General features: G+C 60.3%; 21 protein-coding genes. 13 read left to right on the forward strand and 8 right to left on the reverse strand.

The window, feature by feature from the left end:
* Window positions 1-10 precede the first annotated feature (10 nt).
* The 8 genes from fghA to rpoS all read left to right on the forward strand — a co-directional run bounded on the left by fghA (window position 11) and on the right by rpoS (window position 6862).
* Window positions 11-856, forward strand: a complete 846-nt coding sequence (fghA, locus tag AC56DI_RS10275) for an S-formylglutathione hydrolase (protein WP_496346055.1) — start codon at window positions 11-13, stop codon at window positions 854-856.
* A gap of 51 nt (window positions 857-907) precedes the next feature.
* Window positions 908-1381 (forward strand): 2-C-methyl-D-erythritol 2,4-cyclodiphosphate synthase, encoded by a 474-nt coding sequence (gene ispF / locus AC56DI_RS10280; protein WP_496346056.1) that lies wholly within the window; start codon window positions 908-910, stop codon window positions 1379-1381.
* Window positions 1378-2436: a tRNA pseudouridine(13) synthase TruD gene (gene truD, locus AC56DI_RS10285; RefSeq protein ID WP_496346057.1), complete on the forward strand. Its 1059-nt coding sequence runs from the start codon at window positions 1378-1380 to the stop codon at window positions 2434-2436. Before ispF ends, truD begins: the two co-directional genes overlap by 4 nt.
* Window positions 2424-3173: a 5'/3'-nucleotidase SurE gene (gene surE / locus AC56DI_RS10290; protein WP_496346058.1), complete on the forward strand. Its 750-nt coding sequence runs from the start codon at window positions 2424-2426 to the stop codon at window positions 3171-3173. Before truD ends, surE begins: the two co-directional genes overlap by 13 nt.
* Before the next feature lie 38 nt (window positions 3174-3211).
* Window positions 3212-3847, forward strand: coding sequence for a protein-L-isoaspartate(D-aspartate) O-methyltransferase (locus AC56DI_RS10295; RefSeq protein ID WP_496346155.1), 636 nt, complete (start codon window positions 3212-3214; stop codon window positions 3845-3847).
* A 24-nt stretch (window positions 3848-3871) separates the two neighbouring features.
* Complete coding sequence (locus AC56DI_RS10300) at window positions 3872-4810, forward strand: polyprenyl-phosphate transporter (RefSeq protein ID WP_496346059.1); 939 nt, start codon at window positions 3872-3874, stop codon at window positions 4808-4810.
* A gap of 56 nt (window positions 4811-4866) precedes the next feature.
* Entirely contained in the window at window positions 4867-5715 is an 849-nt protein-coding gene (locus AC56DI_RS10305; RefSeq protein WP_496346060.1) for a peptidoglycan DD-metalloendopeptidase family protein, read from the forward strand.
* 142 nt (window positions 5716-5857) lie between these two features.
* A complete protein-coding gene (gene rpoS, locus AC56DI_RS10310) occupies window positions 5858-6862 on the forward strand; it encodes an RNA polymerase sigma factor RpoS (protein WP_496346061.1) in 1005 nt (334 codons plus the stop codon).
* 508 nt (window positions 6863-7370) lie between these two features.
* On the opposite strand, the gene fdxA is transcribed toward rpoS, so the two are convergent.
* Both fdxA and mutS read right to left on the reverse strand, forming a co-directional pair.
* Entirely contained in the window at window positions 7371-7694 is a 324-nt protein-coding gene (gene fdxA / locus AC56DI_RS10315) for a ferredoxin FdxA (RefSeq protein WP_324518177.1), read from the reverse strand.
* A 146-nt stretch (window positions 7695-7840) separates the two neighbouring features.
* Window positions 7841-10408: a DNA mismatch repair protein MutS gene (gene mutS / locus AC56DI_RS10320; protein WP_496346156.1), complete on the reverse strand. Its 2568-nt coding sequence runs from the start codon at window positions 10406-10408 to the stop codon at window positions 7841-7843.
* 344 nt (window positions 10409-10752) lie between these two features.
* Between mutS and AC56DI_RS10325 the strand changes: the two genes are divergently transcribed.
* Together AC56DI_RS10325 and AC56DI_RS10330 are read left to right on the forward strand one after the other, a co-directional pair.
* Window positions 10753-10968 (forward strand): YMGG-like glycine zipper-containing protein, encoded by a 216-nt coding sequence (locus AC56DI_RS10325; protein WP_496346062.1) that lies wholly within the window; start codon window positions 10753-10755, stop codon window positions 10966-10968.
* 179 nt (window positions 10969-11147) lie between these two features.
* Window positions 11148-11894 (forward strand): class I SAM-dependent DNA methyltransferase, encoded by a 747-nt coding sequence (locus AC56DI_RS10330; RefSeq protein WP_496346063.1) that lies wholly within the window; start codon window positions 11148-11150, stop codon window positions 11892-11894.
* A gap of 59 nt (window positions 11895-11953) precedes the next feature.
* On the opposite strand, the gene AC56DI_RS10335 is transcribed toward AC56DI_RS10330, so the two are convergent.
* The 5 genes from AC56DI_RS10335 to AC56DI_RS10355 form a co-directional block, all read right to left on the reverse strand.
* Complete coding sequence (locus tag AC56DI_RS10335; protein WP_496346064.1) at window positions 11954-12481, reverse strand: REP-associated tyrosine transposase; 528 nt, start codon at window positions 12479-12481, stop codon at window positions 11954-11956.
* 1066 nt (window positions 12482-13547) lie between these two features.
* Window positions 13548-14375: a hypothetical protein gene (locus AC56DI_RS10340; RefSeq protein WP_496346065.1), complete on the reverse strand. Its 828-nt coding sequence runs from the start codon at window positions 14373-14375 to the stop codon at window positions 13548-13550.
* Between the two features lie 54 nt (window positions 14376-14429).
* Window positions 14430-14807 carry a hypothetical protein gene (locus tag AC56DI_RS10345; RefSeq protein ID WP_496346066.1) on the reverse strand — a complete coding sequence of 126 codons (378 nt, stop codon included), beginning with the start codon at window positions 14805-14807 and terminating at the stop codon, window positions 14430-14432.
* A gap of 36 nt (window positions 14808-14843) precedes the next feature.
* A complete protein-coding gene (locus tag AC56DI_RS10350; protein ID WP_422588369.1) occupies window positions 14844-16091 on the reverse strand; it encodes a ribonucleotide-diphosphate reductase subunit beta in 1248 nt (415 codons plus the stop codon).
* A gap of 432 nt (window positions 16092-16523) precedes the next feature.
* Complete coding sequence (locus AC56DI_RS10355; protein ID WP_496346067.1) at window positions 16524-19412, reverse strand: ribonucleoside-diphosphate reductase subunit alpha; 2889 nt, start codon at window positions 19410-19412, stop codon at window positions 16524-16526.
* A 716-nt stretch (window positions 19413-20128) separates the two neighbouring features.
* Between AC56DI_RS10355 and AC56DI_RS10360 the strand changes: the two genes are divergently transcribed.
* Window positions 20129-20851: a response regulator gene (locus AC56DI_RS10360; RefSeq protein WP_324518168.1), complete on the forward strand. Its 723-nt coding sequence runs from the start codon at window positions 20129-20131 to the stop codon at window positions 20849-20851.
* Window positions 20848-22461 carry an ATP-binding protein gene (locus AC56DI_RS10365; protein ID WP_496346068.1) on the forward strand — a complete coding sequence of 538 codons (1614 nt, stop codon included), beginning with the start codon at window positions 20848-20850 and terminating at the stop codon, window positions 22459-22461. Before AC56DI_RS10360 ends, AC56DI_RS10365 begins: the two co-directional genes overlap by 4 nt.
* Here the strand turns inward: AC56DI_RS10365 and AC56DI_RS10370 are convergent.
* Window positions 22458-23168: a 4'-phosphopantetheinyl transferase family protein gene (locus tag AC56DI_RS10370; protein WP_496346069.1), complete on the reverse strand. Its 711-nt coding sequence runs from the start codon at window positions 23166-23168 to the stop codon at window positions 22458-22460. The two genes, AC56DI_RS10365 and AC56DI_RS10370, sit on opposite strands and share 4 nt — an antisense overlap.
* Before the next feature lie 687 nt (window positions 23169-23855).
* On the opposite strand from AC56DI_RS10370, the gene AC56DI_RS10375 reads away from it, so the two are divergent.
* Window positions 23856-24755 (forward strand): DMT family transporter, encoded by a 900-nt coding sequence (locus AC56DI_RS10375; protein WP_496346157.1) that lies wholly within the window; start codon window positions 23856-23858, stop codon window positions 24753-24755.
* Window positions 24756-24760 lie beyond the last annotated feature (5 nt).

Raw genomic sequence — 24760 nt, forward strand, 5'->3', positions numbered from 1 at the left:
GGTGACCCTCATGGTCCTGGAAAACCTCTCCTGCCAGAAAAGCTTCGGCGGTTGGCACAAACGCTACCGGCACGCTTCCAGTGTGCTGGGTTGCGACATGCAGTTCAGCGTCTACCTGCCACCTCAGGCCGAACAGGGCGCGAGCCTACCGGTGCTGTACTGGTTGTCGGGGCTGACCTGCACCGATGAGAACTTTATGCAGAAGGCCGGCGCCCAGCGCATGGCGGCCGAGCTGGGGTTGGTCATTGTCGCGCCGGACACCAGTCCGCGCGGTCCCGAGGTGCCGGATGATGCCGAGGGTGCCTGGGACTTCGGTCTGGGTGCCGGCTTTTACCTGAATGCCACCCAGCAACCCTGGGCGCGCCATTACCAGATGCACGACTATGTGGTGCACGAGTTGCCGGCGTTGGTCGAGGCGCACTTCCCGGTGTCGCAACGGCGCGGCATCAGCGGGCATTCCATGGGCGGCCACGGCGCGCTGGTCTGTGCCTTGCGCAATCCGGGGCGCTATCAGTCGGTGTCGGCTTTTGCGCCGATCAGCAACCCGAGCAACTGCCCGTGGGGCGAGAAGGCCTTCAGTCGTTATCTGGGTGACGACCGTGCGCGCTGGCGCGAATGGGATGCCTGCGCGCTGCTGGCTGAGGCTACGGAGAAACTGCCGATCTTGATTGATCAGGGCGATCGCGACGATTTCCTCGATAGCCAGCTCAAGCCGCAGCTTCTGCAGGCCCAGGCAAAAGCCCAGGAGCATCCACTGTGGTTGCGCCTGCAGCCGGGCTACGACCATAGCTATTACTTTATCGCCAGCTTCATCGACGATCATTTGCGTCATCACGCTTCCACCCTAAACGGCTAACGGCCGCCAAAGCAGGTAGAATCCCATCCGGATTTTTTCAGGATGGGTTTTATGCGTATTGGCCATGGCTACGATGTGCACCGCTTCTGCGACGGCGAGTTTGTCACCCTCGGTGGCGTGCAGATTGCGCACAAATTCGGCTTGCTGGCCCACTCCGATGGCGACGTGTTGCTGCATGCCCTGAGTGACGCGCTGCTGGGCGCAGCGGCGCTGGGCGATATCGGCAAGCACTTCCCAGACACTGACCCGCAGTTCAAGGGCGCCGACAGCCGCGTGTTGCTGCGCCACGTGCTGGGGCTGGTCAAGGCCAAGGGCTGGCAGGTGGGCAATGTCGACGCCACCATCGTCGCCCAGGCGCCAAAGATGGCGCCGCACATTGACGCCATGCGCAACCTGATTGCTGCCGACCTGGAGGTCGCGCTGGATCAGGTCAACGTCAAGGCCACCACCACGGAAAAACTCGGCTTCACTGGCCGTGAAGAGGGCATCGCCGTGCACGCTGTGGCCTTGCTGGTGAGTGCATGAACGAACTCGAATTGCTTGGTCCTTGTGCCTACGGTCCGCCCCTCGGTCGTGCGGTGTTGAAGGCGATTGCCGAAGACTTTCAAGTAGACGAAGTGCTGGATATCCCCCTGGAGGGCGCCGGTGAGCACCTGTGGTTGTGGGTCGAAAAGCGTGAGCTGAACACCGAGGAAGCCGCCAAACGCCTGGCCCGCGCCGCCGGTGTGCCGGTGCGCACGGTCAGTTATGCCGGCCTGAAGGATCGTCAGGCCCTGACTCGCCAGTGGTTCAGCATTCAGTTGCCAGGCAAGGCCGATCCGGACTTGTCGGCGGCCGAAGGCCCGACCCTGAGCATCCTCAAAAGCGTGCGGCACAAGCGCAAATTGCAGCGCGGCGCCCACGCGGCCAATGGTTTTACCTTGCGCCTGACCCAGTTGGACGCCGATCACGCCGCCCTGGATGCGCGTTTGCAGCAGATCGCCGCCCAAGGCGTGCCGAACTATTTCGGTACTCAGCGCTTCGGCCATGAGGGTGGCAATGTTGGCCAGGCACGTAACTTTGCCATCGCCAAGGTGTTGCCGGAGCAGCGCAATATTCGTTCTCGGGTGCTCTCGGCAGCGCGCAGTTATGTGTTCAACCGGGTGCTGGCGGCGCGCGTTGCCGATGGCAGCTGGCAGCGAGCCCAGGTCGGCGACCTGCTGGCGTTTACCGACAGCCGCAGTTTTTTCCCCGCAGGCGAGGCTGAATGCAGCGACCCACGGCTGGCGATTCTTGACCTGCATCCGACCGGCCCGCTGTGGGGCGCCGGCCCATCGCCGGCCAGCGGTGCCGCTCAGTTGCTTGAGCAACGCGTCGGCAGTGAAGAGGCCGTATTGTGTGACTGGCTGGTCGATGCGGGCATGACGCACGAACGGCGCATTCTGCGTCTGCCCATCGGCGGTTTGACGTGGCATTATCCGGAGCCTGACATTCTGCAATTAGAATTCGTCCTGCCGGCCGGATGTTTCGCCACCGTTGTGGTGCGCGAACTGGTCGATCTGTTGCCTGCAGGGCAGACGGACACTTCATGCGTATTCTGATCTCCAATGATGACGGGGTGGCGGCACCCGGCCTGGCAGCGCTGCATGCAGCGCTGGCGGATTATGCCGAGTGCGTAGTGATCGCCCCCGATCAGGATAAAAGCGGCGCCAGCAGCTCGCTGACCCTGGACCGGCCGCTGCATCCGCAGTGGTTGAGCAACGGCTTTATCAGCCTCAATGGCACGCCCACCGACTGCGTGCACCTGGGCCTCAATGGCTTGCTCGAACCGGTGCCGGAAATGGTTGTATCGGGGATCAACCTGGGCGCCAACCTTGGGGATGACGTGCTCTATTCGGGCACTGTCGCCGCTGCCCTGGAAGGCCGCTTTCTGCAGCGCCCGGCGTTTGCCTTTTCGCTGTTGTCGCGTCAGCCGGATAACCTGCCGACTGCCGCCTATTTCGCCCGCAAGTTGCTTGAAGCCCACGCCAAGCTCGATCTGCCACCGCGTACCGTGCTTAACGTCAATGTGCCCAATTTGCCGTTGGATCACATCCGCGGCGTGCAGCTGACTCGCCTTGGTCATCGCGCCCGTGCTGCGGCGCCGGTCAAGGTGGTCAACCCGCGTGGCAAGGAAGGCTACTGGATCTCCGTCGCCGGCGATGCCGAAGACGGCGGTCCGGGGACCGATTTTCATGCGGTAATGCAGGGCTATGTGTCGATCACTCCGCTGCAGCTGGATCGCACCTTTCCTGAGGCCTTCGCCGGGCTGGAAGGTTGGCTGGAGGGGCTGCTCTGATGCGCACTCAAGAACAATTGCAGCGTCATGGCATTGGCATGACCTCGCAGCGCACCCGCGAGCGGCTGATCGAGCGTCTGTACGAGGAAGGCCTGTCCAATCCGCGCGTGCTGGAAGTGATTCGCCGTACGCCGCGTCATCTATTTGTCGATGAAGCCCTGGCCCACCGCGCCTACGAAGATACCGCCCTGCCGATTGGCCACAACCAGACCATCTCCCAGCCCTATATGGTCGGGCGCATGACCGAGCTGCTGTTGGCCGCCGGGCCATTGGACAAGGTGCTGGAAATTGGCACCGGCTCCGGTTACCAGACCTCGGTGCTGGCCCAGTTGGTGGAGCGGGTGTTCTCGGTTGAGCGCATCCAGGCCTTGCAGGAGCGCGCCAAGGAGCGTCTGCAAGAGCTCAATCTGCGTAACGTGGTATTTCGCTGGGGCGATGGTTGGGAAGGCTGGAATGCCCTGGGGCCGTACAACGGTATTATCGTCACAGCCGCCGCTGCCGAAGTGCCGCAGGCCCTACTGGATCAACTGGCGCCGGGTGGCCGACTGGTGATCCCGGTGGGCGCGGGCGCCGAGCAGCAGCTGTTGCTGATCGTGCGCGACGAGCAGGGTTTTACCCGTCACGTACTGGATGACGTACGTTTTGTGCCTTTGCTTAATGGCCCCTTGGCCTGATTGTTTGATTGCCCGGAAGACCCAATGAAAAAGTATTTTCTGCTCTATGCCAAAGGCATTGCCATGGGCGCTGCAGATGTTGTGCCGGGCGTTTCCGGAGGCACCGTCGCCTTTATTACCGGTATTTATGACGAGCTCTTGGCCTCGCTGGCCAGTTTTCCTCGGGCTCTTGGTTTGCTGGTGCGTGGCCGCATTGCCGCGGCCTGGCAGGCGGCTAATGCGACCTTTTTGTTGGTGCTGCTGGCGGGCATTCTCACCAGCGTCCTGAGCCTGGCGCGGCTGATTACCTATCTGCTGGCTGAGCAGCCCATACCAATCTGGTCGTTTTTCTTCGGCCTGATTTTGATTTCATCTCACCTGGTTGCCCGCGAGATACAACGCTGGAACTGGAGCCGTGGCCTGAGCTTCGTGCTCGGTGCTGGGTTTGCCTACTGGATTACCGTGGCGTCGCCCGTGCAGCTGGACAGCGACCCGTTTACCCTGTTTTGTGCAGGTGCCATCGCCATCTGCGCGATGATTCTGCCGGGTATATCCGGCAGCTTTATCCTCGTGCTGCTCGGCCTGTATGGCGTGGTTCTGGGGGCGGTTAAGGACCTCGATCTGGCCTTGCTGGCGGTGTTCGCCAGCGGCTGTTTGGTCGGGCTGATCAGTTTTGCCAGCGTGCTGCGCTGGATGCTGACCCGCTGGCGCGACCTGAGCCTGGCGTTCCTCACGGGGTTGATGCTGGGGTCGCTGAATAAAGTCTGGCCCTGGAAAGAAACCCTCAGTTGGCGCCTGGACAGCCACGGTGAATCCTTGCCGTTACTGGAGGGCAATCTTCTGCCTGGGCAATTTGCCGAAATTAGCGGGCAGGACCCGCAACTGTTGATGGCGATCATTCTGGCCCTCTGCGGTGTGTTGCTGGTTGTCGGACTGGAGTGGTTGGCCGGGCTGTACCAACCGCGCAGCGCAGACGCTAACTAATTGCGCCAGACTATGCGCCAGCTGTCAGGCGCCGCGAGCGGCCAAGGGAGAGACCGGTGAAGTTGACAGGCATACATGTGCGAAAGCGTTTCGGCAGTGCTCAGCACCTGCTCAGCAGCTTATTGCTTGGGGCGCTGCTCAGTGGCTGTGCGAGCAAGCCGCCTGGCGGTGTGCAGGTCGTTGACCGCAATGGTCGTACGACGTCCCAGGTTGCCCAGCGTCAGCCGGCCAGCAGTGGTCAATATGTGGTGCAGCGCGGAGACACGCTGTATTCGATCGCCTTTCGCTTTGGCTGGGACTGGAAAACCCTGGCAGCGCGTAACGGCATCCCTGCGCCTTACCTGATTCGCACTGGGCAGATCATCCGCTTTGGCGGCTCGCCTGGCGTTGCCCAGGCCCGTGGCCCTGTGCCCGTTGCGCGCCCTGCGCCTGTGGTTAACGCCAGCGCGCCCAAGCCTGTGAGGCCGGCGCAGAGTCAGGCGCCGGTAAAACCCGCTCCAGCCGTTACGCCAATCACCTCAACGCCGCGCTCTGCTGCAGGCTGGGGATGGCCCTCAAAAGGCGCAGTAATTGGGCGTTTTTCCTCAAACGGCAGTTTGAATAAAGGAATTGATATCGCCGGAGAATTGGGCGAGCCTGTTTTGGCTGCGTCTGATGGTTCTGTTGTCTACGCCGGAAGTGGTTTAAGGGGCTACGGCGAGCTGGTCATCATCAAGCACAGCGATACCTACGTAAGTGCCTACGGTCATAACCGCAGGCTCCTGGTGCGGGAGGGGCAGCAGGTCAAAGTCGGACAGTCGATTGCCGAGATGGGTTCCACAGGAACCGATAGGGTGAAGCTCCATTTTGAGATTCGCCGCCAGGGTAAACCTGTTGATCCTCTGCAATACCTGCCCCGGCGTTGAGTTGTCGCCATCCTGTTCTTGCGCGTAGGCGGATGAGCTTCGGTATTACCAAGGACGTTCTTCTCCGGTCGCCCGATTGGGTGCTTAGCAGAAGGTAGGTGGTGCCAGAGCTTGTTGTCGAACTCAGTGAAGGACAATAAGAATGGCACTCAAAAAAGAAGCGCCGGAGTTTGACGTAGACGATGATGTGCTCCTGCTGGAGACCGGCATCGTTTTGGATGATGAGTCTAACGAGGAGTCTGATGCTCCTGTCAGTAAGACCAAATCCAAAAGCGCCACCTCGCCGAAACAACACAAATACATCGATTACACCCGAGCATTAGACGCTACTCAGCTCTATCTCAATGAAATCGGTTTCTCCCCGCTGTTAACCCCGCAAGAAGAAGTGCACTTCGCCCGTCTGGCGCAGAAGGGCGATCCTGCTGGGCGCAAACGGATGATCGAGAGCAACCTGCGGCTGGTGGTGAAAATTGCCCGTCGCTACATCAATCGCGGTCTTTCCCTGCTTGACCTGATTGAAGAGGGCAACCTCGGCCTGATCCGGGCGGTGGAGAAGTTCGATCCCGAACGCGGCTTCCGTTTCTCGACCTATGCCACCTGGTGGATTCGGCAGACCATCGAGCGGGCCATTATGAATCAGACGCGCACCATCCGGTTGCCGATTCATGTGGTCAAAGAGCTGAACGTCTATCTGCGTGCGGCCCGTGAGCTGACGCAAAAACTCGATCACGAACCCTCTGCCGAAGAAATCGCCAACCTGCTGGAAAAACCGGTGGGCGAGGTCAAACGCATGCTCGGTTTGAACGAGCGGATGTCGTCGGTGGATGTGTCGCTCGGCCCAGATTCGGACAAGACTCTGCTCGACACCCTGTCTGATGACCGCCCCACCGATCCCTGCGAGCTGCTGCAAGACGATGACTTGTCGCAAAGCATCGACCAGTGGTTGACCGAACTGACCGAGAAACAGCGCGAAGTGGTTATCCGCCGTTTCGGCTTGCGCGGCCATGAAAGCAGCACCCTGGAAGAAGTCGGCCGGGAAATTGGCTTGACCCGTGAGCGGGTTCGGCAGATCCAGGTTGAAGCGCTCAAGCGCCTGCGCGAGATCATGGAGAAGAACGGCCTGTCTGGCGAGTCGCTGTTCCAGTAAGCGCTGCGTCGTGACTGTCTGGCTTTTGAGTGAAGCCAACAGTTCGATAACAAAAATGCCCGTATCTCTGGATGCGGGCATTTTTTTTGGTGCGGGGCGGGTTGCTGAAAATCAGGCAATACCGACGAATTGGTGAGCAGGCTTGTAAGTCATGGCTTACAAAGCGCGTAGGTGATCGCCGTGTCGGCGGCTTGGCGTATGCCGTTTTATGATCTTAAATTATTGAAATATATAGATTAAATAATTAAACCTGGGTCCTGTGGTAGCTCCTGCATGGGCTTGTTGTCATTCTGTAAGTGGCTAATATCTCACCTGTGCCGACGGACAGGCACAGGCTGACAAGGATGACGGCCAGGACATCGCGGGATGCGACTCATCAGGATGATGAAGTGGGAAACAAAGGGACTAGGGACAAAAAAGTGGGCGGGTAATCCCCGCCCCTTTTTTTGCCTGCAAGAAAGCAAAAGGCCCGCATATGGCGGGCCTTTTGGCAGTTACACAGGGGCGATTAACGCTCCAGGTGCTGCAGCTTGTCTTTTACGCCATCCCATTCTTCTGCATCCGGCAGGGATTCTTTCTTCTCGGTGATGTTCGGCCAGACTTCGGCCAGATCACGGTTCAGCTCAATAAACTCTTGCTGGTCTTCCGGCACCTCGTCTTCAGAGAAGATCGCTTGCGCCGGGCATTCTGGTTCGCACAGGGCGCAATCGATGCACTCGTCCGGGTGAATGACCAGGAAGTTCGGACCTTCGTAGAAGCAGTCCACCGGACAGACTTCCACACAGTCGGTGTATTTACACTTGATGCAGTTGTCGACGACGACGAAGGTCATTTCTAGGTTTCTCCTCAGGCGACGGCCGTTGAGCCCAACAGGGTTGGAACTCTCTGGCTCGGCAAGTTGATGGCCCGCGGCTCCAGGCTAATAGGCCGGGGCATCTTAAAAGTGCGCGCGATTCTAACAGCTTGCTGGCGCTAGCGTTAGACCCGTGTCTTCCAGCTATATAGCAGCTCCAACGCGCGACGCGGGGTCATATCATCCGGATTGATCTTGGCCAATTCCTCCAGGATAGGGTGTGGCAGCGTGGCGAACAGGTCATTTTGCAGCGGCGCGGCGGGTTTTCCGGGCTCGCTGCGGGGGATTTCATGGGGCAGGCTGGTGGTTTCTAGGCGCGCCAGATGCTCGCGCGCACGGGCAATCACCGGCGTTGGTACGCCTGCCAGTTGCGCCACGGCCAGACCGTAGCTCTGGCTGGCAGGCCCAGGCAGCACGTGGTGAAGGAACACGATGCGCTCGTTATGCTCGGTGGCATTGAGGTGCACGTTGGCCACCAGCGGCTCGCTTTCCGGCAGCACCGTCAGTTCAAAGTAATGGGTGGCGAACAGCGTGTAGGCGCGCAGGCCGGCCAGGCATTCGGCCGCCGACCAAGCCAGCGACAGGCCGTCAAAGGTGCTGGTGCCGCGGCCCACTTCGTCCATCAGCACCAGGCTGCGGTCGCTGGCGTTGTGCAGGATGTTGGCGGTTTCGCTCATCTCCACCATAAAGGTCGAACGCCCGCCGGCCAGGTCGTCGCTGGAGCCGATGCGGGTGAAGATGCGGTCCACCAGCGACAGCTCACAGCTGGCGGCGGGGACGAAACTGCCGATATGGGCCAGCAGCACAATCAGTGCGGTCTGGCGCATGTAGGTGGATTTACCGCCCATGTTCGGGCCGGTAATGATCAGCATACGTGTGGCGTCATCAAGGTTCAGGTCGTTGGCCACGAACGGCGTGCTCAGCACCTGCTCGACCACCGGATGGCGACCTTGGCTGATGCGCATGCACGGCTCATCGGTAAAGCGCGGGCGGTTGAGGTCGAGGGTCAGGGCGCGTTCGCCGAGGTTGCTCAGCACGTCCAGCTCGGCCAGGGCCGCGGCGCTGTCCTGCAGGTCGGCCAGATGGCCGATCAGGTGCTCCAGCAGCTCGTCGTAGAGCAATTTTTCCCGCGCCAGCGCGCGGCTCTTGGCTGACAGCGCCTTGTCTTCGAACTCTTTCAGCTCCGGGGTGATAAACCGCTCGGCGCCCTTCAGGGTTTGCCGGCGAATGTAGTCCGCCGGCGCCGATTCGGCCTGCTTGCTTGGCAGTTCGATGAAGTAGCCGTGCACGCGGTTGTAGCCGACCTTGAGGTTGGCCAGGCCGGTGCGGGCCTTCTCGCGGATCTCCAGGTCCATCAAATATTGCCCGGCGTTCTCGCTGAGCGATTGCAGCTCGTCCAGCTCGGCGTCGTAACCGGTCTTCAGTACGCCGCCGTCGCGGATCACCGCCGGCGGGTTGTCGATAATGGCGCGGGCCAGCAGCTCGGCCAGCTCTGGGTAGGTGCGAATGCTCTGGGCCAGGGCGCCGAGGTGCGGCGCTTCGAGGAAGGTCATCGCCTGCTGCAGTTCCGGCAGGGCGGCGAGGGCATCACGCAGGCGCGCCAGGTCACGCGGGCGCGCATTGCGCAGGCCGATACGGGCGAGGATGCGCTCCAGGTCGCCGATTTCCTTCAGCTGTGGCTGCAGGTTCTCGAAGCGGTAGCGCTCCAGCAAGCAGGCGATGGATTCCTGGCGGGCTTCCAGTACTGAGCGATCACGCAGCGGGCGATTCAGCCAGCGCGACAGCAGGCGCGAGCCCATGGCGGTCTGGCAGCGGTCCACCACCGATTGCAGGGTGTTCTCGCGGCCGCCGGCCAGGTTGACGTCCAGCTCCAGGTTACGGCGGCTGGCGCCATCGAGGATCACCGTGTCATCCAGGCGCTCGTGACGCAGGCTGCGCAGGTGCGGCAGGGCGGTGCGCTGGGTGTCCTTGGCGTAGGCCAGCAGGCAGCCAGCGGCGCCGATGGCCAGGGTCAGGTTCTCGCAGCCAAAGCCTTTCAGGTCTTGGGTGGCGAACTGCTGACACAGGCTCTTGAAGGCCGAATCGCGCTCGAAATCCCACGGTGCACGGCGGCGCACGCCACGGCGTTTCTCCGCCGGCAAGCCCTGCGGCCAGTCATCGGGGATCAGCAGCTCAACCGGGTTGAGGCGTTCGAGTTCGGCCAGCAGGTTCTCCCAGCCGGGGATTTCCAGCACGCTGAAGCTGCCGCTGGTGATGTCCAGCACCGCCAGGCCAAACAGGCGCTCGTCGCCCAGCACCGCCGCCAGCAGGTTGTCGCGGCGCTCATCCAGCAGCGCCTCATCGCTGACCGTCCCAGGCGTGATGATGCGCACCACCTGGCGCTCCACCGGGCCCTTGCTGGTGGCCGGGTCGCCGACCTGTTCGCAGATCACCACCGATTCGCCGAGCTTGACCAGCTTGGCCAGATAACCCTCGGCGGCGTGGTAGGGAATCCCGCACATAGGAATCGCCTGGCCCGCCGACTGGCCGCGGGCGGTCAGGGTGATGTCCAGCAACTTGGCGGCTTTCTTCGCGTCTTCGTAGAAGATTTCGTAGAAATCGCCCATGCGATAGAACATCAACTGGTCGAGGTGCTGATTTTTCAGCCGCCAGTACTGCTGCATCATCGGAGTGTGGGCGGACAGGTCGGCAATGTTTTTAGTCATCAGAGGCTTATGGCTAGGCGTTGAATTTTTGGGGCGAAGTTGGGGCACAGCCTGCGCTGTTGTGCGGCGACGGCCCATCTGCTTGGCAATGCCGGCAAGGTTACCACGGGGCGTTGGCTGCTCGCAGGCGTGGGGCTGTGGTGGGTGGCTGAAAGGCGGTTGGCCGCGCGCTATTGCTGCGCTTGGCGCTGAGTGGTGCCTGTTATCGCTCGGCCTATGCTCGCTGGCGAACAGACAGCAGACGCAGGTGGAGGAGAATGAAATTTCCTTGCGGGCGCGCTCAACTGCCGCGCCGGGGATTTTTGTAAGGCTTGCGCACTGGAGTGCCCGCTATGACCCGTACCAAACTGTTTTTCACCGGCATCCTGTTCGCCACTGTTGGCCTGACCGGTTGCGCCAACTGGTCCCATCAGGAAAAAGGCACGGCCGCAGGCGCTGTAGTCGGCGGCGTAGCGGGGCATCTGTTGTGCGGCGGCGTGTTGTGCACCGGTGCTGGTGCGGCGGTGGGCGGCGTGCTCGGGCATGAGGTCAGCAAGCCGAAGAAGTGAGCTAAACGCCCGTCCTGCTGTGGCGCTGGCTTCTTGGGCTGTGTAGGCGCGGCTGAAGCCGCGAAGCGGCTGCTCGCGGCGCCTGCGTCCGTCGCCTCGTGGTGATGATTGTCTTACTGCGGCCAGGGTTCGGCTATGATGCGCGACCGCAAAATTCGCGGCTCAATCAGCAGGCCGCTATGTCCGTTAATGCCCTCTACACCGACCTGTCTGATTACTACGATCTGATGTGCGCCGATATCGACTACCAGGCGCAAAGCCACTGTATCCACAGGCTGCAGCAGCTGTTTGGCAACGGCGGCACCCGTCACCTGGATTTGGCCTGCGGCACGGGGCCCCATGTGCGCCATTTCAGCGATGCTGGCTACAGCAGTGCCGGGCTGGATATCAATCAGCCGATGTTGGACAAGGCCGCCATGCGTTGCCCACAGGCGCACTTTGCGCTGCAGGACATGTGCAGTTTCACCCTCAGTGAGCCGGTGGACCTGTTGACCTGCTTTCTCTATTCCATCCATTACAGCGGCGGCATTGAGCGGCTGAAGGCATGCATCGCCAGCGCCCATGCAGCGCTCGCCAGCGATGGGCTGTTCTGCTTCAACGTGGTCGACAAGGGCAAGATCGATAACAGCTTGTTTGCCGCCCATAGCGTCGAAAATGATGAAGGCCAATTCACCTTCAGCTCCGGTTGGAGTTACCCCGGCGAGGGCGAGCAGCAGGCGCTGCGGCTGCGGATTGAAAAAACCACAGCCGGGCAAACTGAGGTGTGGAACGACGAGCACCCGATGGTGGCCGTGAGCTTTGCGCAGTTACAGGCGCTGTTGCAGCCGTATTTTGCGGTGCAGGTGTTTGAGCATGATTACGAGAAGCTTATTCCGTGGGACGGCGTTTCCGGCAATGCGCTGTTTGCTTGCGTGAAGATTGGTTGAGCGAAAGCGTCGGCAGGGCTTGTAGGGTGGAAAACCGCGAAGCGTTTCCACCGCCAGGTCTAGGGCTCGCCAACCATCATTTCGTCATTACCTCCGCACCAGTCTGGCGGATACAGCCCATGGCGTACCGCGCGGTGAAAGCTGGAATATGGCCAATCCAGCACCCGTTGCACATGGCCGTGTTTGAGCGGATTGGCGTGGATGTAATCGAAGTGTCGTTGGTAATCGAGGTCGTCACGGATCAGGTGTTCCCAATAGCGGCGTTGCCAGACCCCGCGCTCACCTCGTGTGCGCTGGGTGGCGTTTAGCGTCTCGGTTTTTGCCAGGCGTTTAGCAAAGGCGAATTTGATCACCTTCCAGCGCAGGGCGAAATTCGCGTTACCCTCCGGCAGTGTCCACAGGCAGTGCATGTGTTCGGGTAACACCACCCAGGCATCAATATGAAAGGGGTGGCGCTGCCGAGTGGCTCGCACCGTGGCGCGCAGCAGATCGATCTCACGGACCAGCAGGTCGCTGTTGCGATTACGCAGGTTCACGGTGAAGAAGTAAGTTGCCCCAGGCACGCGGGCGCGGCGGTAGTTGGACATGGCGGCTCATCCTTGAGCGGTTTAGCGGTTGAATAAACCATGGTGGACAAGCTGCGCGTTGTCCACCCTACAACTACGCACCACCACGTAGGGTGGAAAACCGCGAAGCGTTTTCCACCATGGATATTCAGGTTACTTGCTGCTTTTGTGTTGTGTTCGGGTAATGGTTCCGCACTTACGGCGGGGCACTTTTGGCAGTTGCCCCAAAAGTAACCAAAAAGTCTTGCCCCTTACATGCGGGTTTCGCTACGCGAAACTTCCCTCGTTCCATCATTGCTCCAGGGGCCCGACCGGATGCGGCCCACCGACGAAGGGCCATCCCTGGCCCATCGCGGCTCTCGCGGCATCCATGCCGCTCAACCCCTTCCACAACGATTCCGCTTGGCCTCCTGAAGGGGGCGTTTGGCGTCGTCTGTGAGGTCGCGGATTGCAAAGCAAAAGCCAATAGTGGTGTTGTTTGCTGTTGATGGTTTGCTCATCACGGTGGACAAGCTGCGCGTTGTCCACCCTACAAATACGCACTACCGCGTAGGGTGGAAAACCGCGAAGCGTTTTCCACCATGGATGCCCAGGCTACTTGCTGAAAGGGGCGTTTGGCGTCGTCTGTGAAATTGCGGATTGAAAAGCCAAAGCGTGGCGGTTTTGACCATCAAGGTCGCGGGGCTTTGTGATGGGTATCGCTGCGCTCCACCCATCCTACGAATATTCACCGAACCTGTAGGAGCGGCTTTAGCCGCGAAGCTTTTGCTCTTCGCTCTGCCGTTCACAACTCGCCCAAACACCTCGGTCCCCCGGTCCCGTCAGGAGGCCGAGCGGAGGTGCTGAGGAGAGGGACGTTTGGCATGGATGCCAAACGAGGAACGATGGGCCAGGGATGGCCCTTCGTGACGACCCTCGGAGCAGCGCCGGAGCGAGGGAAGTCTGGCGTAGCCAGACCCGGATGCCGGGTGTGCTTTCTCTTTGGTTACTTTCTCCTTCGCGCAAGCAAAGAGAAAGTAACTCGCCGTAAGGGCGAAATAATAGGGGTAGGCGGCGGAGAAAATAACTTAATTTAATTTTTAGCGAGTTACACTTGCCTGATAAGGCTAAGTATTTCATCGGCCGATCTTATTGTCGTATCTATTTCTTCGAAGATGCCATCTAGTGCTTTTAATGCTTTCCTCTTTGATTTATTTAGATGAATTGTTAATTTCGGGAAGCTTTCTATGGTTGATCTGAAATTGATCAGTCCTTGCTGAGATTCAATTGCAGAGTTTCTCATGCTGGATATTGCATCTTTTAATTCGGCCGATTCGCTTTCTGTGTTGCTTGCAATATTTACTTGAAGTGCGACGGCTTTGCTCAGCGCCTCGAATGCGTCTTCTCTGGAGTTTGATACTATAGTTACTTGTAGTTCGACTGTCTCTGAGAAACGATCTAGGTCGTCAGCTGAAAGCTTTAAGATTCTTCTTGCTCGGGATGGGTCTATTTTTTCGCCTGATGCGGTTAGCGAATTTATTTCGTGCGTTCTTGTTGTGAATTGAGAGCCGACTTTGTCAGTCGCCTCCGCAATTGAGCATAGGCCAGATGTCATGACTGACATTTTATCTTCGAATATTTCGAAGTGGTCCAGTATGCCGTAGTCGTCATCTTCGTCAAAGAGCTCCAGTGGTTGCTGCTTTTCTGACGATTCGTTCCTGTCTTTGGGTGGGTTTTCCGAGCCTACTTTCTTTGCCCATTTTTGAGCAACTTTACTTAAGTGAACGCGTAGTAATGTTTCAAATTCTTTTGAGTCTTCGAAGGTCCAGTATAATCCGCCTTTTTCCCCAAGACTTGTTTTAAGGTATTGAAGCTTCCCTAATTGCTCGATGTTTAATTTTGAAGGAGATATTGGTTGGTCTTTGAAGTAAATCATTATTTCTACGGCGGAGTTGTCTTTCAGGTGTTTCTGGTAGGCTCTGTCAAACTCTTAAATTGTGCCTGAGTCAGCTTTCTCGGTCGGTGTGCCTGTTTTGCTCCAGAATATTGCGATGAATATGTCGTAATTATCATCTATTTGGTTGTTTATTGCGTTTTGCGGGTAGTCTGCAAAGGACGGGTATGTGTCTGTTTCCCATTTTATTAGGTCGAATCGGAGATTTAAATTTTGGCTCCATGTTTTATTTAACTCTTGAATTATGGATTCAAGAGTTCTCCGCTCTTCTGTTACGTCAGAGGGGGATGCTATGAATACGTTCAATATTGTTTCGTTTCTTGGCATTGTTAAGTCCCCTGTTTGATCTGGTGAAACTAAAAAGCCCCGCATATAGCGGGGCTTTTTAGTCTGTCTAGCCACCCCAACATCCATGTAAGGCCTAGCTTTAAGTAATGGAGTTAACCGGAATCAATCCCAGCTCAACGCCCCACCAGTCTGATACTCGATCACACGGGTCTCAAAGAAGTTCTTCTCCTTCTTCAAGTCCATGATTTCGCTCATCCACGGGAACGGGTTAGTCGTACCTGGGTACTCTTCCTTCAAACCAATCTGCGACAGGCGACGGTTGGCGATGAACTTGAGGTAGTCCTCCATCATTGCCGCGTTCATGCCCAGCACGCCGCGCGGCATGGTGTCGCGCGCGTATTCGATTTCCAGTTGGGTGCCCTGCAGAATCATCTGCGAAGCTTCTTCCTTCAGCTCGGCATCCCACAGGTGCGGGTTTTCGATTTTGATCTGGTTGATCACATCGATCCCGAAGTTCAGGTGCATCGACTCGTCACGCAGGATGTACTGGAACTGCTCGGCCACGCCGGTCATCTTGTTGCGGCGACCCATGGACAGGATCTGGGTGAAGCCGCAGTAGAAGAAGATGCCTTCCAGCACGCAGTAGTAAGCGATCAGGTTGCGCAGCAGTTCTTTGTCGGTCTCGACGGTGCCGGTGTTGAAGGTCGGATCGGAGATCGAACGGGTGTATTTCAGGCCCCAGGAGGCCTTCTTCGCCACGGACGGGATCTCGTGGTACATGTTGAAGATCTCGCCTTCATCCATGCCCAGCGATTCGATGCAGTACTGGTAGGCGTGGGTGTGGATCGCCTCTTCGAAGGTCTGGCGCAGGATGTACTGGCGGCACTCCGGGTTGGTGATCAGGCGGTACACGGCCAGGGCCAGGTTGTTGGCAACCAGGCTGTCAGCGGTGGAGAAGAAACCGAGGTTGCGCATGACGATGCGGCGCTCGTCTTCGCTGAGGCCGTCTTTGCTCTTCCACAGGGCAATGTCGGCGTTCATGTTTACTTCTTGCGGCATCCAGTGGTTGGCGCAGCCGTCGAGGTACTTCTGCCAAGCCCAGTCGTACTTGAAGGGTACGAGCTGGTTGAGGTCGGCGCGGCAGTTGATCATGCGCTTCTCGTCCACGGCCACGCGGGCGGAGGCGCCGTCCAGTTCGGCCAGGCCTTCGGCGATGTCGAGCTGATCCAGTGCGGCCTTGGCGCGGGCGATGGCCGGCGAGTCGCTGGCGGAGACGGCACGCGCCTCAACGGCGGCGTTCTGGCCATCCTTGTCGAGTTTGTCGAGGCTCATCTCGACCACTGTCGGCGCCGGCTTGACGGCGTTCAGGTCGACTTCGTCTTCTTTGTCAAATTCATCCCAGCTCAGCATGACTCGGCTCCTGCTTCAGGCGGTGAAATAACCGGCCTGTGTGGATATACAGTTAATTCGATTGTGTTCCGTTGCGTAAAGCGCGCAAGGGCAAAACGGGTACCGCTGGTCGGGGTGGGTCGCTCTAACGCGGCGTCCCTCAGCCCGTGCCTCACGGCCTTGCGGCAGGGAGGCGGGTGTTTGTGGGGGAGGGGATGGCGGTGGCCAATTTCCCCTCTCCCTAACCCTCTCCCGTAAACGGGAGAGGGGACTGATTCTGTGTGTTGCTTTAGCGTGTGTTGTTGCTTTGCACTCGTATCGAGCGCGTAGCTGAGCGAGTGAGCGCTAGGCGCCGTGGCGGCTGGCCCCGGGAGTGTACTGTTGTACATGACCGGGGTCGGCCGACGCGGCAACAACGCGGGCGCCGCTCAGATCCGCGCGTTGTCGAACACCTTATTGGCAGGCTTCGCAGTCTGGCTCGTCGATCGCACAGGCTTTAGGCACGGGTGCCGGGCCGGCCGGGGCTACGGGTGCGGCGCTGAAGCCTTCGTCGATGCCGCCATTGGACACGGCGTTGAGCTTGCCGGTGTTGATGGTCGACTTCTCGGTGCTGGTCGCGGCCAGGGCACGGAGGTAGTAGGTGGTTTTCAGGCCACGGTACCAAGCCATGCGGTAGGTCACGTCGAGCTTCTTGCCCGATGCGCCGGCGATGTAGAGGTTCAGTGACTGGGCCTGGTCGATCCACTTCTGACGGCGGCTGGCGGCGTCAACGATCCACTTGGTGTCCACTTCAAACGCGGTGGCGTAGAGGTCTTTCAACTCCTGCGGAATGCGCTCGATCTGCTGCACGGAACCGTCGTAGTACTTCAGGTCGTTGATCATCACCGAGTCCCACAGGCCGCGGGCTTTGAGGTCGCGAACCAGGTACGGGTTGATCACGGTGAATTCGCCCGACAGGTTCGATTTCACATAGAGGTTTTGGTAGGTCGGTTCGATCGACTGCGATACGCCGGTGATGTTGGCGATGGTGGCAGTCGGGGCGATGGCCATGATGTTCGAGTTACGAATGCCTTTCTGTACACGGGCACGGACCGGCGCCCAGTCCAGGGACTCGTTCAGGTCGACGTCGATGTACTTCTGGCCGCGCTGCTCGATCAGGATCTGCTGCGAATCCAGCGGCAGGATGCCTTTGCTCCACAGCGAACCGTTGAAGGTTTCGTAGCTGCCGCGCTCGTCGGCCAGGTCACAGGAGGCCTGGATGGCGTAGTAGCTGACCGCTTCCATGGACTTGTCGGCAAATTCCACCGCGGCGTCGGAGCCGTAAGGAATGTGCTGCAGGTACAGGGCGTCCTGGAAACCCATGATGCCGAGGCCAACTGGGCGGTGTTTGAAGTTGGAATTGCGCGCTTGCGGCACCGAGTAGTAGTTGATGTCGATAACGTTATCGAGCATGCGCACGGCGACCTTGATGGTCTTTTCCAGCTTGGCGGTGTCGAGCTTGCCGTTGACGATGTGGTTCGGCAGGTTGACCGAGCCCAGGTTGCACACGGCGATTTCGTCGGCGTTGGTGTTCAGGGTGATCTCGGTGCACAGGTTCGAGCTGTGGACCACGCCCACGTGCTGCTGCGGGCTGCGCAGGTTGCACGGGTCTTTGAAGGTCAACCATGGGTGGCCGGTTTCGAACAGCATGGAGAGCATCTTGCGCCACAGGTCTTTGGCTTGGATGGTCTTGAACAGCTTGATCTTGCCGTACTGGGTCAGGGCTTCGTAGTACTCGTAGCGCTCTTCGAAGGCTTTACCGGTCAGGTCGTGCAGGTCTGGCACTTCGCTTGGGCTGAACAGGGTCCATTGGCCGTCGTCGAACACGCGCTTCATGAACAGGTCCGGGATCCAGTTGGCGGTGTTCATGTCGTGGGTGCGGCGACGGTCGTCACCGGTGTTCTTACGCAGCTCGATGAACTCTTCGATGTCCATGTGCCAGGTTTCCAGGTAGGCACACACAGCGCCTTTGCGCTTGCCGCCCTGGTTTACTGCAACAGCGGTGTCGTTGACCACTTTGAGGAATGGCACCACGCCTTGCGACTTGCCGTTGGTGCCTTTGATGTAGGCACCGAGGGCGCGCACTGGGGTCCAGTCGTTGCCCAGACCGCCGGCAAACTTGGACAGCAGGGCGTTGTCGCGGATGGCGTCGTAGATGCCGCCCAGGTCGTCCGGCACGGTGGTCAGGTAGCACGACGACAGCTGCGGACGCAGGGTGCCGGCGTTGAACAGAGTCGGGGTCGAGGCCATGTAGTCGAAGGACGACAACAGGTTGTAGAACTCGATGGCGCGCTCTTCCTTGTTCTTCTCTTCGATCGCCAGGCCCATGGCCACGCGCATGAAGAACACCTGGGGCAGTTCGAAACGCACGCCATCCTTGTGGATGAAGTAACGGTCGTAGAGGGTCTGCAGGCCCAGGTAGGTGAACTGCTGGTCACGCTCGTGGTTGATCGCCTTACCGAGCTTCTCCAGGTCATAGGAGGCCAGCACCGGGTTGAGCAATTCGAACTCGATACCCTTGGCGATGTAAGCCGGCAGGGCCTTGGCGTAGAACTCGCTCATCTCGTGGTGAGTGGCGCTGGCGGCAACACCGAGGAAGCCCAGGCCTTCGGCGCGGATGTTGTCCATCAGCAGGCGTGCGGTCACGTAGCTGTAGTTTGGCTCACGCTCAACCAGGGTGCGGGCGGTCATCACCAGTGCGGTGCTGACGTCGCTTTGCGCCACGCCGTCGTAGAGGTTCTTCAGGGTTTCGCTCTGGATCAGCTCGCCATCGACTTCAGCCAGGCCTTCGCAGGCTTCGCTGATGATGGTGTGCATGCGGCCCAGGTCCAGCGGCGCAACGCTGCCGTCCAGGTGGGTGACGCGAATGCTTGGGTGGGCTTGAGCCGGCACCTGGGTACCGCGGGTGGCACGCTCCTTGGAACGCTCGTTGCGGTAGATCACGTAGTCGCGGGCAACTTTCTGCTCGCCGGCACGCATCAGGGCCAGTTCAACCTGGTCCTGGATTTCTTCGATGTGGATGGTGCCGCCGGACGGCATGCGACGCTTGAAGGTGGCGCTGACCTGTTCGGTCAGGCGCTCAACGGTTTCATGGATACGCGACGAGGCAGCAGCGGTGCCGCCTTCAACTGCGAGAAACGCTTTGGTGATGGCCACGGTGATCTTGTCATCGGTATACGGCACCACGGTGCCGTTACGCTTGATCACGCGCAGCTGGCCTGGCGCGGTGGCAGCCAGGTCAAGGCTGTCGCCGGCTTGCGGCGCGTTGGCCTTGAGCGTCTCGCGAGTGCTGTCGGTATGCATTCAATGTCTCCGTGTTCTGTATTTATTAGGTTGGACACTTGGCGTGCTGGCCGTTCGTTCATCATTTCAACAACGCCACGCGCCAGGCTCAACGCCAGGCGCACGGGAAGTTGTAATTGAGGTCGGAAAGGGCACGACTCAAGCACCTTCCTGGCTCAAAAGTCACTGGTGCTGGCCTCAGGCCAGAACCACAATACCTAGTGGTGTGTGCGGTTTCGCATTACACCGAATCAAAGCCGCCGTCACGCATTTTTTGGGGCTTTGTTAGCATCCTGCGCATGGGCGCTGGATGGTTGCTGCAAAGAGCGGTTCGAGCTACCGGTGCTGGCCTGCGAAGCGGCCTGAGCGGTTCATTCTATTTGTGTCCGGTAAGTCACCAAAACCCAACATATAGGTGTTTGGCGCGATGGGGATACAAGATAGAGCGCTAGACAGATCATTGCAAGACGACAGTTTGCTCCAGCCTGTGGATAACCCTGTGGGTTAAACTTGGGTAACTTTGGCTAACCCGCATGGGCCTTGGGGTTGCCCTGGGCTGACCACTCGTCGCCAGTTAAATGGCTTTGACAATGGCCTTTGAAGATGCTGAAGGCGTCACAGCTCAACACTATATGTTGTGTTTTGCTCATGGGGTGGCATGCGCTGTGCAGAACGCCGGGCGTTGTTACAATGCCGCGCGTTTCGATCGGGGCGCGGCGGTGGCAGGAGTGAGTGTGGTGGAGCAGCAAGGCTGGCAAATTCTTATCGTGGAAGACGATCAGCGTCTGGCCGAGCTGACCCGCGAGTACCTCGAAGCCAATGGCTTGCGCGTGGCCATCGAGTCCGACGGCGCGCAGGCGGTGGCGCGGATTCTGCGTGAGCAGCCGGCCCTGGTGATTCTCGACCTGATGCTGCCCGGCGAAGACGGCCTGTCGATTTGCCGCACGCTGCGCAGCCAGCATTATCCGGGGGCGATCCTGATGCTGACGGCGCGCACCGACGACCTCGATCAGGTCCTGGGCCTGGAGTTGGGCGCCGATGACTATATGTGCAAGCCGGTGCGCCCACGCCTGTTGCTGGCCCACATCCGTGCCTTGCTGCGCCGCCATGAGGGCAGCAGCGAGACGCCGGCAACCGATGCCCAGCGCCTGGAGTTCGGGCCCCTGCATATCGATAACCGCATGCGTGAGGTGTGGCTGCATGGCCGTGGCATCGAGCTGACCAGTGCCGAGTTCGATCTGCTCTGGCTGCTGGCCTTCAACAGTGGGCGCATCCTTTCGCGCGAGGAAATCTTCACCGCCCTGCGCGGCATCGGTTACGACGGCCAGGACCGCTCCATTGATGTACGCATCTCGCGCATCCGCCCGAAAATCGGCGACGACCCCGAGCACCCGCGCCTGATCAAGACCGTGCGCAGCAAGGGCTACCTGTTTGTGCGTGAGGCGGCGCAGGCCCTGTGAATTCAATCTTCCTGCGCATCTATGGCGGTATGCTGGCGGCCTTGGTGCTGGTGGCGCTGCTCGGTTTTATGACCCTGCATCTGGTCAATCAGGTGCGCGGCGACGAGTACCGCGAGGGCCTGGCCCGCGGCACCTTCCGCCTGATGGCCGATAACCTCCAGCCAATGAACCGGGTCGAGCGCCACCGCGCCTTGCTGCAGTGGGAGCGCCTGTTGGGCATCCCCCTGGATTTGCAGGCACTGGACGAGCAGCCGCTGGACAGCCATGCCCGCGAGCGCCTGCGCCGTGGCCAGGTGCTGGTGATCAAGGACGGGCACAAACCGTCGCTGGTTTACAGCCTGTTGAGCGGACCCGAAGCGCTGGTGCTGGTGGGCGAGGTGCAGCAGATCAGCGAGCAGCTGGCGCGCGCCACTGTTTACCTGCTCAGCGATGAGCTGGTGCGCTACCCGGTGGCCGAGCAACCGGCACGCTTGGCGCAGATCAAGGAGGGCAAGCAGTTCGGCTTCGAGCTGAAATTGATCACCCTGCAGGAGGCGCAGCTGGATGACGACCAGCGCCGCCGCGTCGATGAAGGTGACACGGTGATGGCCCTAGGCAAGGGCGGCGAGTCGATCCATATCTTCGCCGGCCTGCTGGACACACCCTGGGTGCTGGAGCTGGGGCCGTTGCACCTGATGAACCCGGCGCCGCCGCAACTGCTGGTGTTGATCGCCGCCATGGCCCTGAGCCTGATCGGCCTGGCCGTTTACCTGCTGGTGCACCAACTGGAACGCCGTTTGCGCGGTCTGGAAGGGGCGGCCACGCGGATTGCCGCCGGCAGCCTGGAAACCCGCGTGCCGACCCGCGGTGCCGACTCAGTGGGGCGTTTGGCGGCGGCGTTCAACCACATGGCCGGGCAGTTGCAGCACTTGCTGACCATCCAGCGTGAGATGGTGCGGGCGGTGTCCCATGAGTTGCGCACACCGGTGGCGCGCCTGCGTTTTGGCCTGGAGATGATCGCCGATGCGCAAACCGCCAGTGCCCGGCGCAAGTACATGGACGGTATGGACAGCGATATTCAGGAACTCGACCGCCTGGTGGATGAGATGCTCACCTATTCGCGCCTGGAGCAGGGCGAGCCGGCGCTGAAGTTTCAGCGCGTCGACCTCGACGCCTTGCTCGACCAGGTGCTCAGCGAGCAGGCGCCGCTGCGTCCGGCCATTCGGCTGCTGTGCGGCACCACACCTGCGGCCGAGCCAGCGCTGGTGGATGGCGAGCTGCGTTACCTGCACCGCGCCCTGCAAAACCTGGTGAGCAACGCCATGCGCCATGCGGAAACCCGCGTGCGGGTCAGTTATTACCTGCAGGGTGAGCAGTGCCGGATGGATGTCGAGGACGACGGCCCCGGCGTGCCCGAGGCGGACTGGGAGCGGTTGTTTACCCCGTTTCTGCGCCTGGACGACAGCCGTACCCGCGCCTCCGGCGGCCACGGTTTGGGCCTGTCGATTGTGCGGCGGATCATCTACTGGCATGCCGGTCGGGCGCTGGTTGGCCGCAGTGCCGACCTGGGGGGCGCCTGCTTCAGCCTGGTGTGGCCGCGACAGCAAATGCAGCGCGAGGCGACGGTTTAAGCGCCAATACTGACCAGGCTCAGCACCTGCTTGCCAAGGTCGACGAATTGCCCCTGGCAGCGGCTGCCTGCCGGCCAGTGGGGGCCGAGGTCGCGGAGCAGCTGCAATTCGGCTTGGCCATCGGCGGCGCGCATAACTTCTGCGTCATGGAAGTAGAAGCGTTGTTGTACCAGCGGATAGAGCGCCTTGAACAAGCTTTCCTTGAGGGAAAAGCTCAGGCTGATCTGGCTCGCGCGCTGACTCTCGGGCAACTGCGCCAGGCGCAACAGCTCTGCCGGAGTGAGCAGTTGCGCCGCCAGCCGCTCGGCGCGTTCATGGCTTAACCAGGTTTCCACATCCAGGCCCAGACCCTGATAGTCACCTGCATGGGCCACTACGGCGGCGGCCCAGCCGTCGCCGTGGGTGATCGAACCCACCACGCCGGCCGGCCAGCAGGGCGCCCGATCAGCGCCGACTGCGGGCACCGAGGCTACGCCGGTCAATTGCAGCAGCGCTTGGCGCGCACACAGGCGGCCGGCGAGGTACTCCGCCTGGCGTTTGTTGGCACCTTTTACGGCGGCAATACCACTCAGGGCTGCGTCGTCGTGCTGCAGTTGGGCGGGGTCAAAGTGACAGCTGACCAACTGCGCGCCGGCCAGCGCCTGGGGCAAGGGCCAATGGGTGTGCAGGGGCTGGCAAAAGCGCGGCGGGTGGGGGATTGGGTTCATGCCGGCATTCTGCCGGGTTGCTGGCGGGGCGGCCAGCGAGACAGGCTGTTTACATTTTGTTGCAGAGCAGTAACAAAGCGCTACGCCGCCTGGCGCCTACATTTGCCAGACTAGTTAGGCGTTTCTTGTGGAGCGCAGGTGAGGTTGTATACCGCTGGTGGGCTTTAGCTTAAGCCCCGGCGGTTGTTTTTAACGGGAGCCCACGGGCTCCCGTTTTTTTTTGCGCTGCGCTTACCCGTTATAGATTGCGCACTTGGCAACTACCGGTTTCGGTTTTACGCCGAGTCACGTTCTCTTCGCCCGCTGCACGACGGTTATTCGTAGGAGCGGCTTTAGCCGCGAAGCTTCGCTCAGCACAAATGCTAGCGTCTGCTGCGTACTGTCATAGGCGTCGGGCCGAATGCCTCGCCGTGCGTAACTGTTACCGCGCCTTTGGTTTGGCGCTGTCCACGTGGCGATTGAGTTCTTGCCCGGCGAGGACTTACTGGCGGGGTTCGCGGCTGAAGCCGCTCCTACAGAAACGGGCACGCAGGTGCTGTTTTCCTGGTGTTAAGTGGCTAACCGAATGCGACTGCACAGTTACCCAGCGAATCCACGCGCAACTGTTCTGGGGCGCGTCCACGTGCCTCCCTATACTGGTGGCCCCTGCGCATTGTGCGGCGGGGTCGGGAGGTTGTGGTGCGCGGGTTGAGCGAGCGGGTTCAGGTCATCGGTTGCTTGGTGTTGGCGATGGCTTTGTGGGGTTCGTCGTTTATCGCCCTCAAGCTGGCCTTCAGTGAGCTGCCACCGCTGTGGGTGATCTTCGGACGCATGGCCCTCGGCAGCTTGGTGTTTCTCCTTGCCTGGCGCTGGCGTGGGCAGATGCGCTATCAGGCCGGTGACTGGAAATACCTGCTGGTGTTGGCCGTGTGTGAGCCCTGTCTGTATTTCATCTTCGAGGCCCTGGCCCTGCAGAACACCAGCGCCGCGCAAGCGGGGATGATCACCGCGCTGATGCCGTTGCTGGTGGCCATGGGCGCCTTTGTGTTTCTGCGTGAACGGATCAGCCGCACCACGTTGCTGGGGTTTTTACTGGCCGTGGCGGGGGCGGTGTGGTTGAGCCTGGCCGGTGAGGCGGACGCCCATGCGCCGGCGCCGCTGTTGGGCAACTTCTACGAGTTTCTCGCGATGCTCTGCGCGATGGTGTACACGCTGCTGTTGAAGGTGCTCAGCGAGCGCTATTCGGCGTTTTTGCTCACCGCCATGCAGGCCTTTGTCGGCAGCCTGTTTTTCCTGCCGGTGGCGCTGTGGAGTGCGCCACTGCCGCAAACGGTCAGTGCTCAGGGCTTGTGGGCGGTGGTTTATCTGGGGCTGGTGGTCACGGTGGGGGCCTATGGCCTGTACAACTACGCGGTCAGCCGGGTGCCGGCCAGCCAGGCCTCGGGCTTTATCAATCTGATCCCGGTGTTCACCCTGCTGTTTGCCGTGCTGCTGCTTGACGAGCGCCTGGTGGGCCAGCAGCTGCTGGGCGCTGCCCTGGTGTTCGTCGGCCTGGCCCTGAGTCAGTGGCGTCGGCCGACGCCACTGGTGGCTGGGGTGCTCGACTGAGAGGC

Source organism: Pseudomonas sp. BGA-UO-ETr-WB11 (assembly GCF_059567785.1).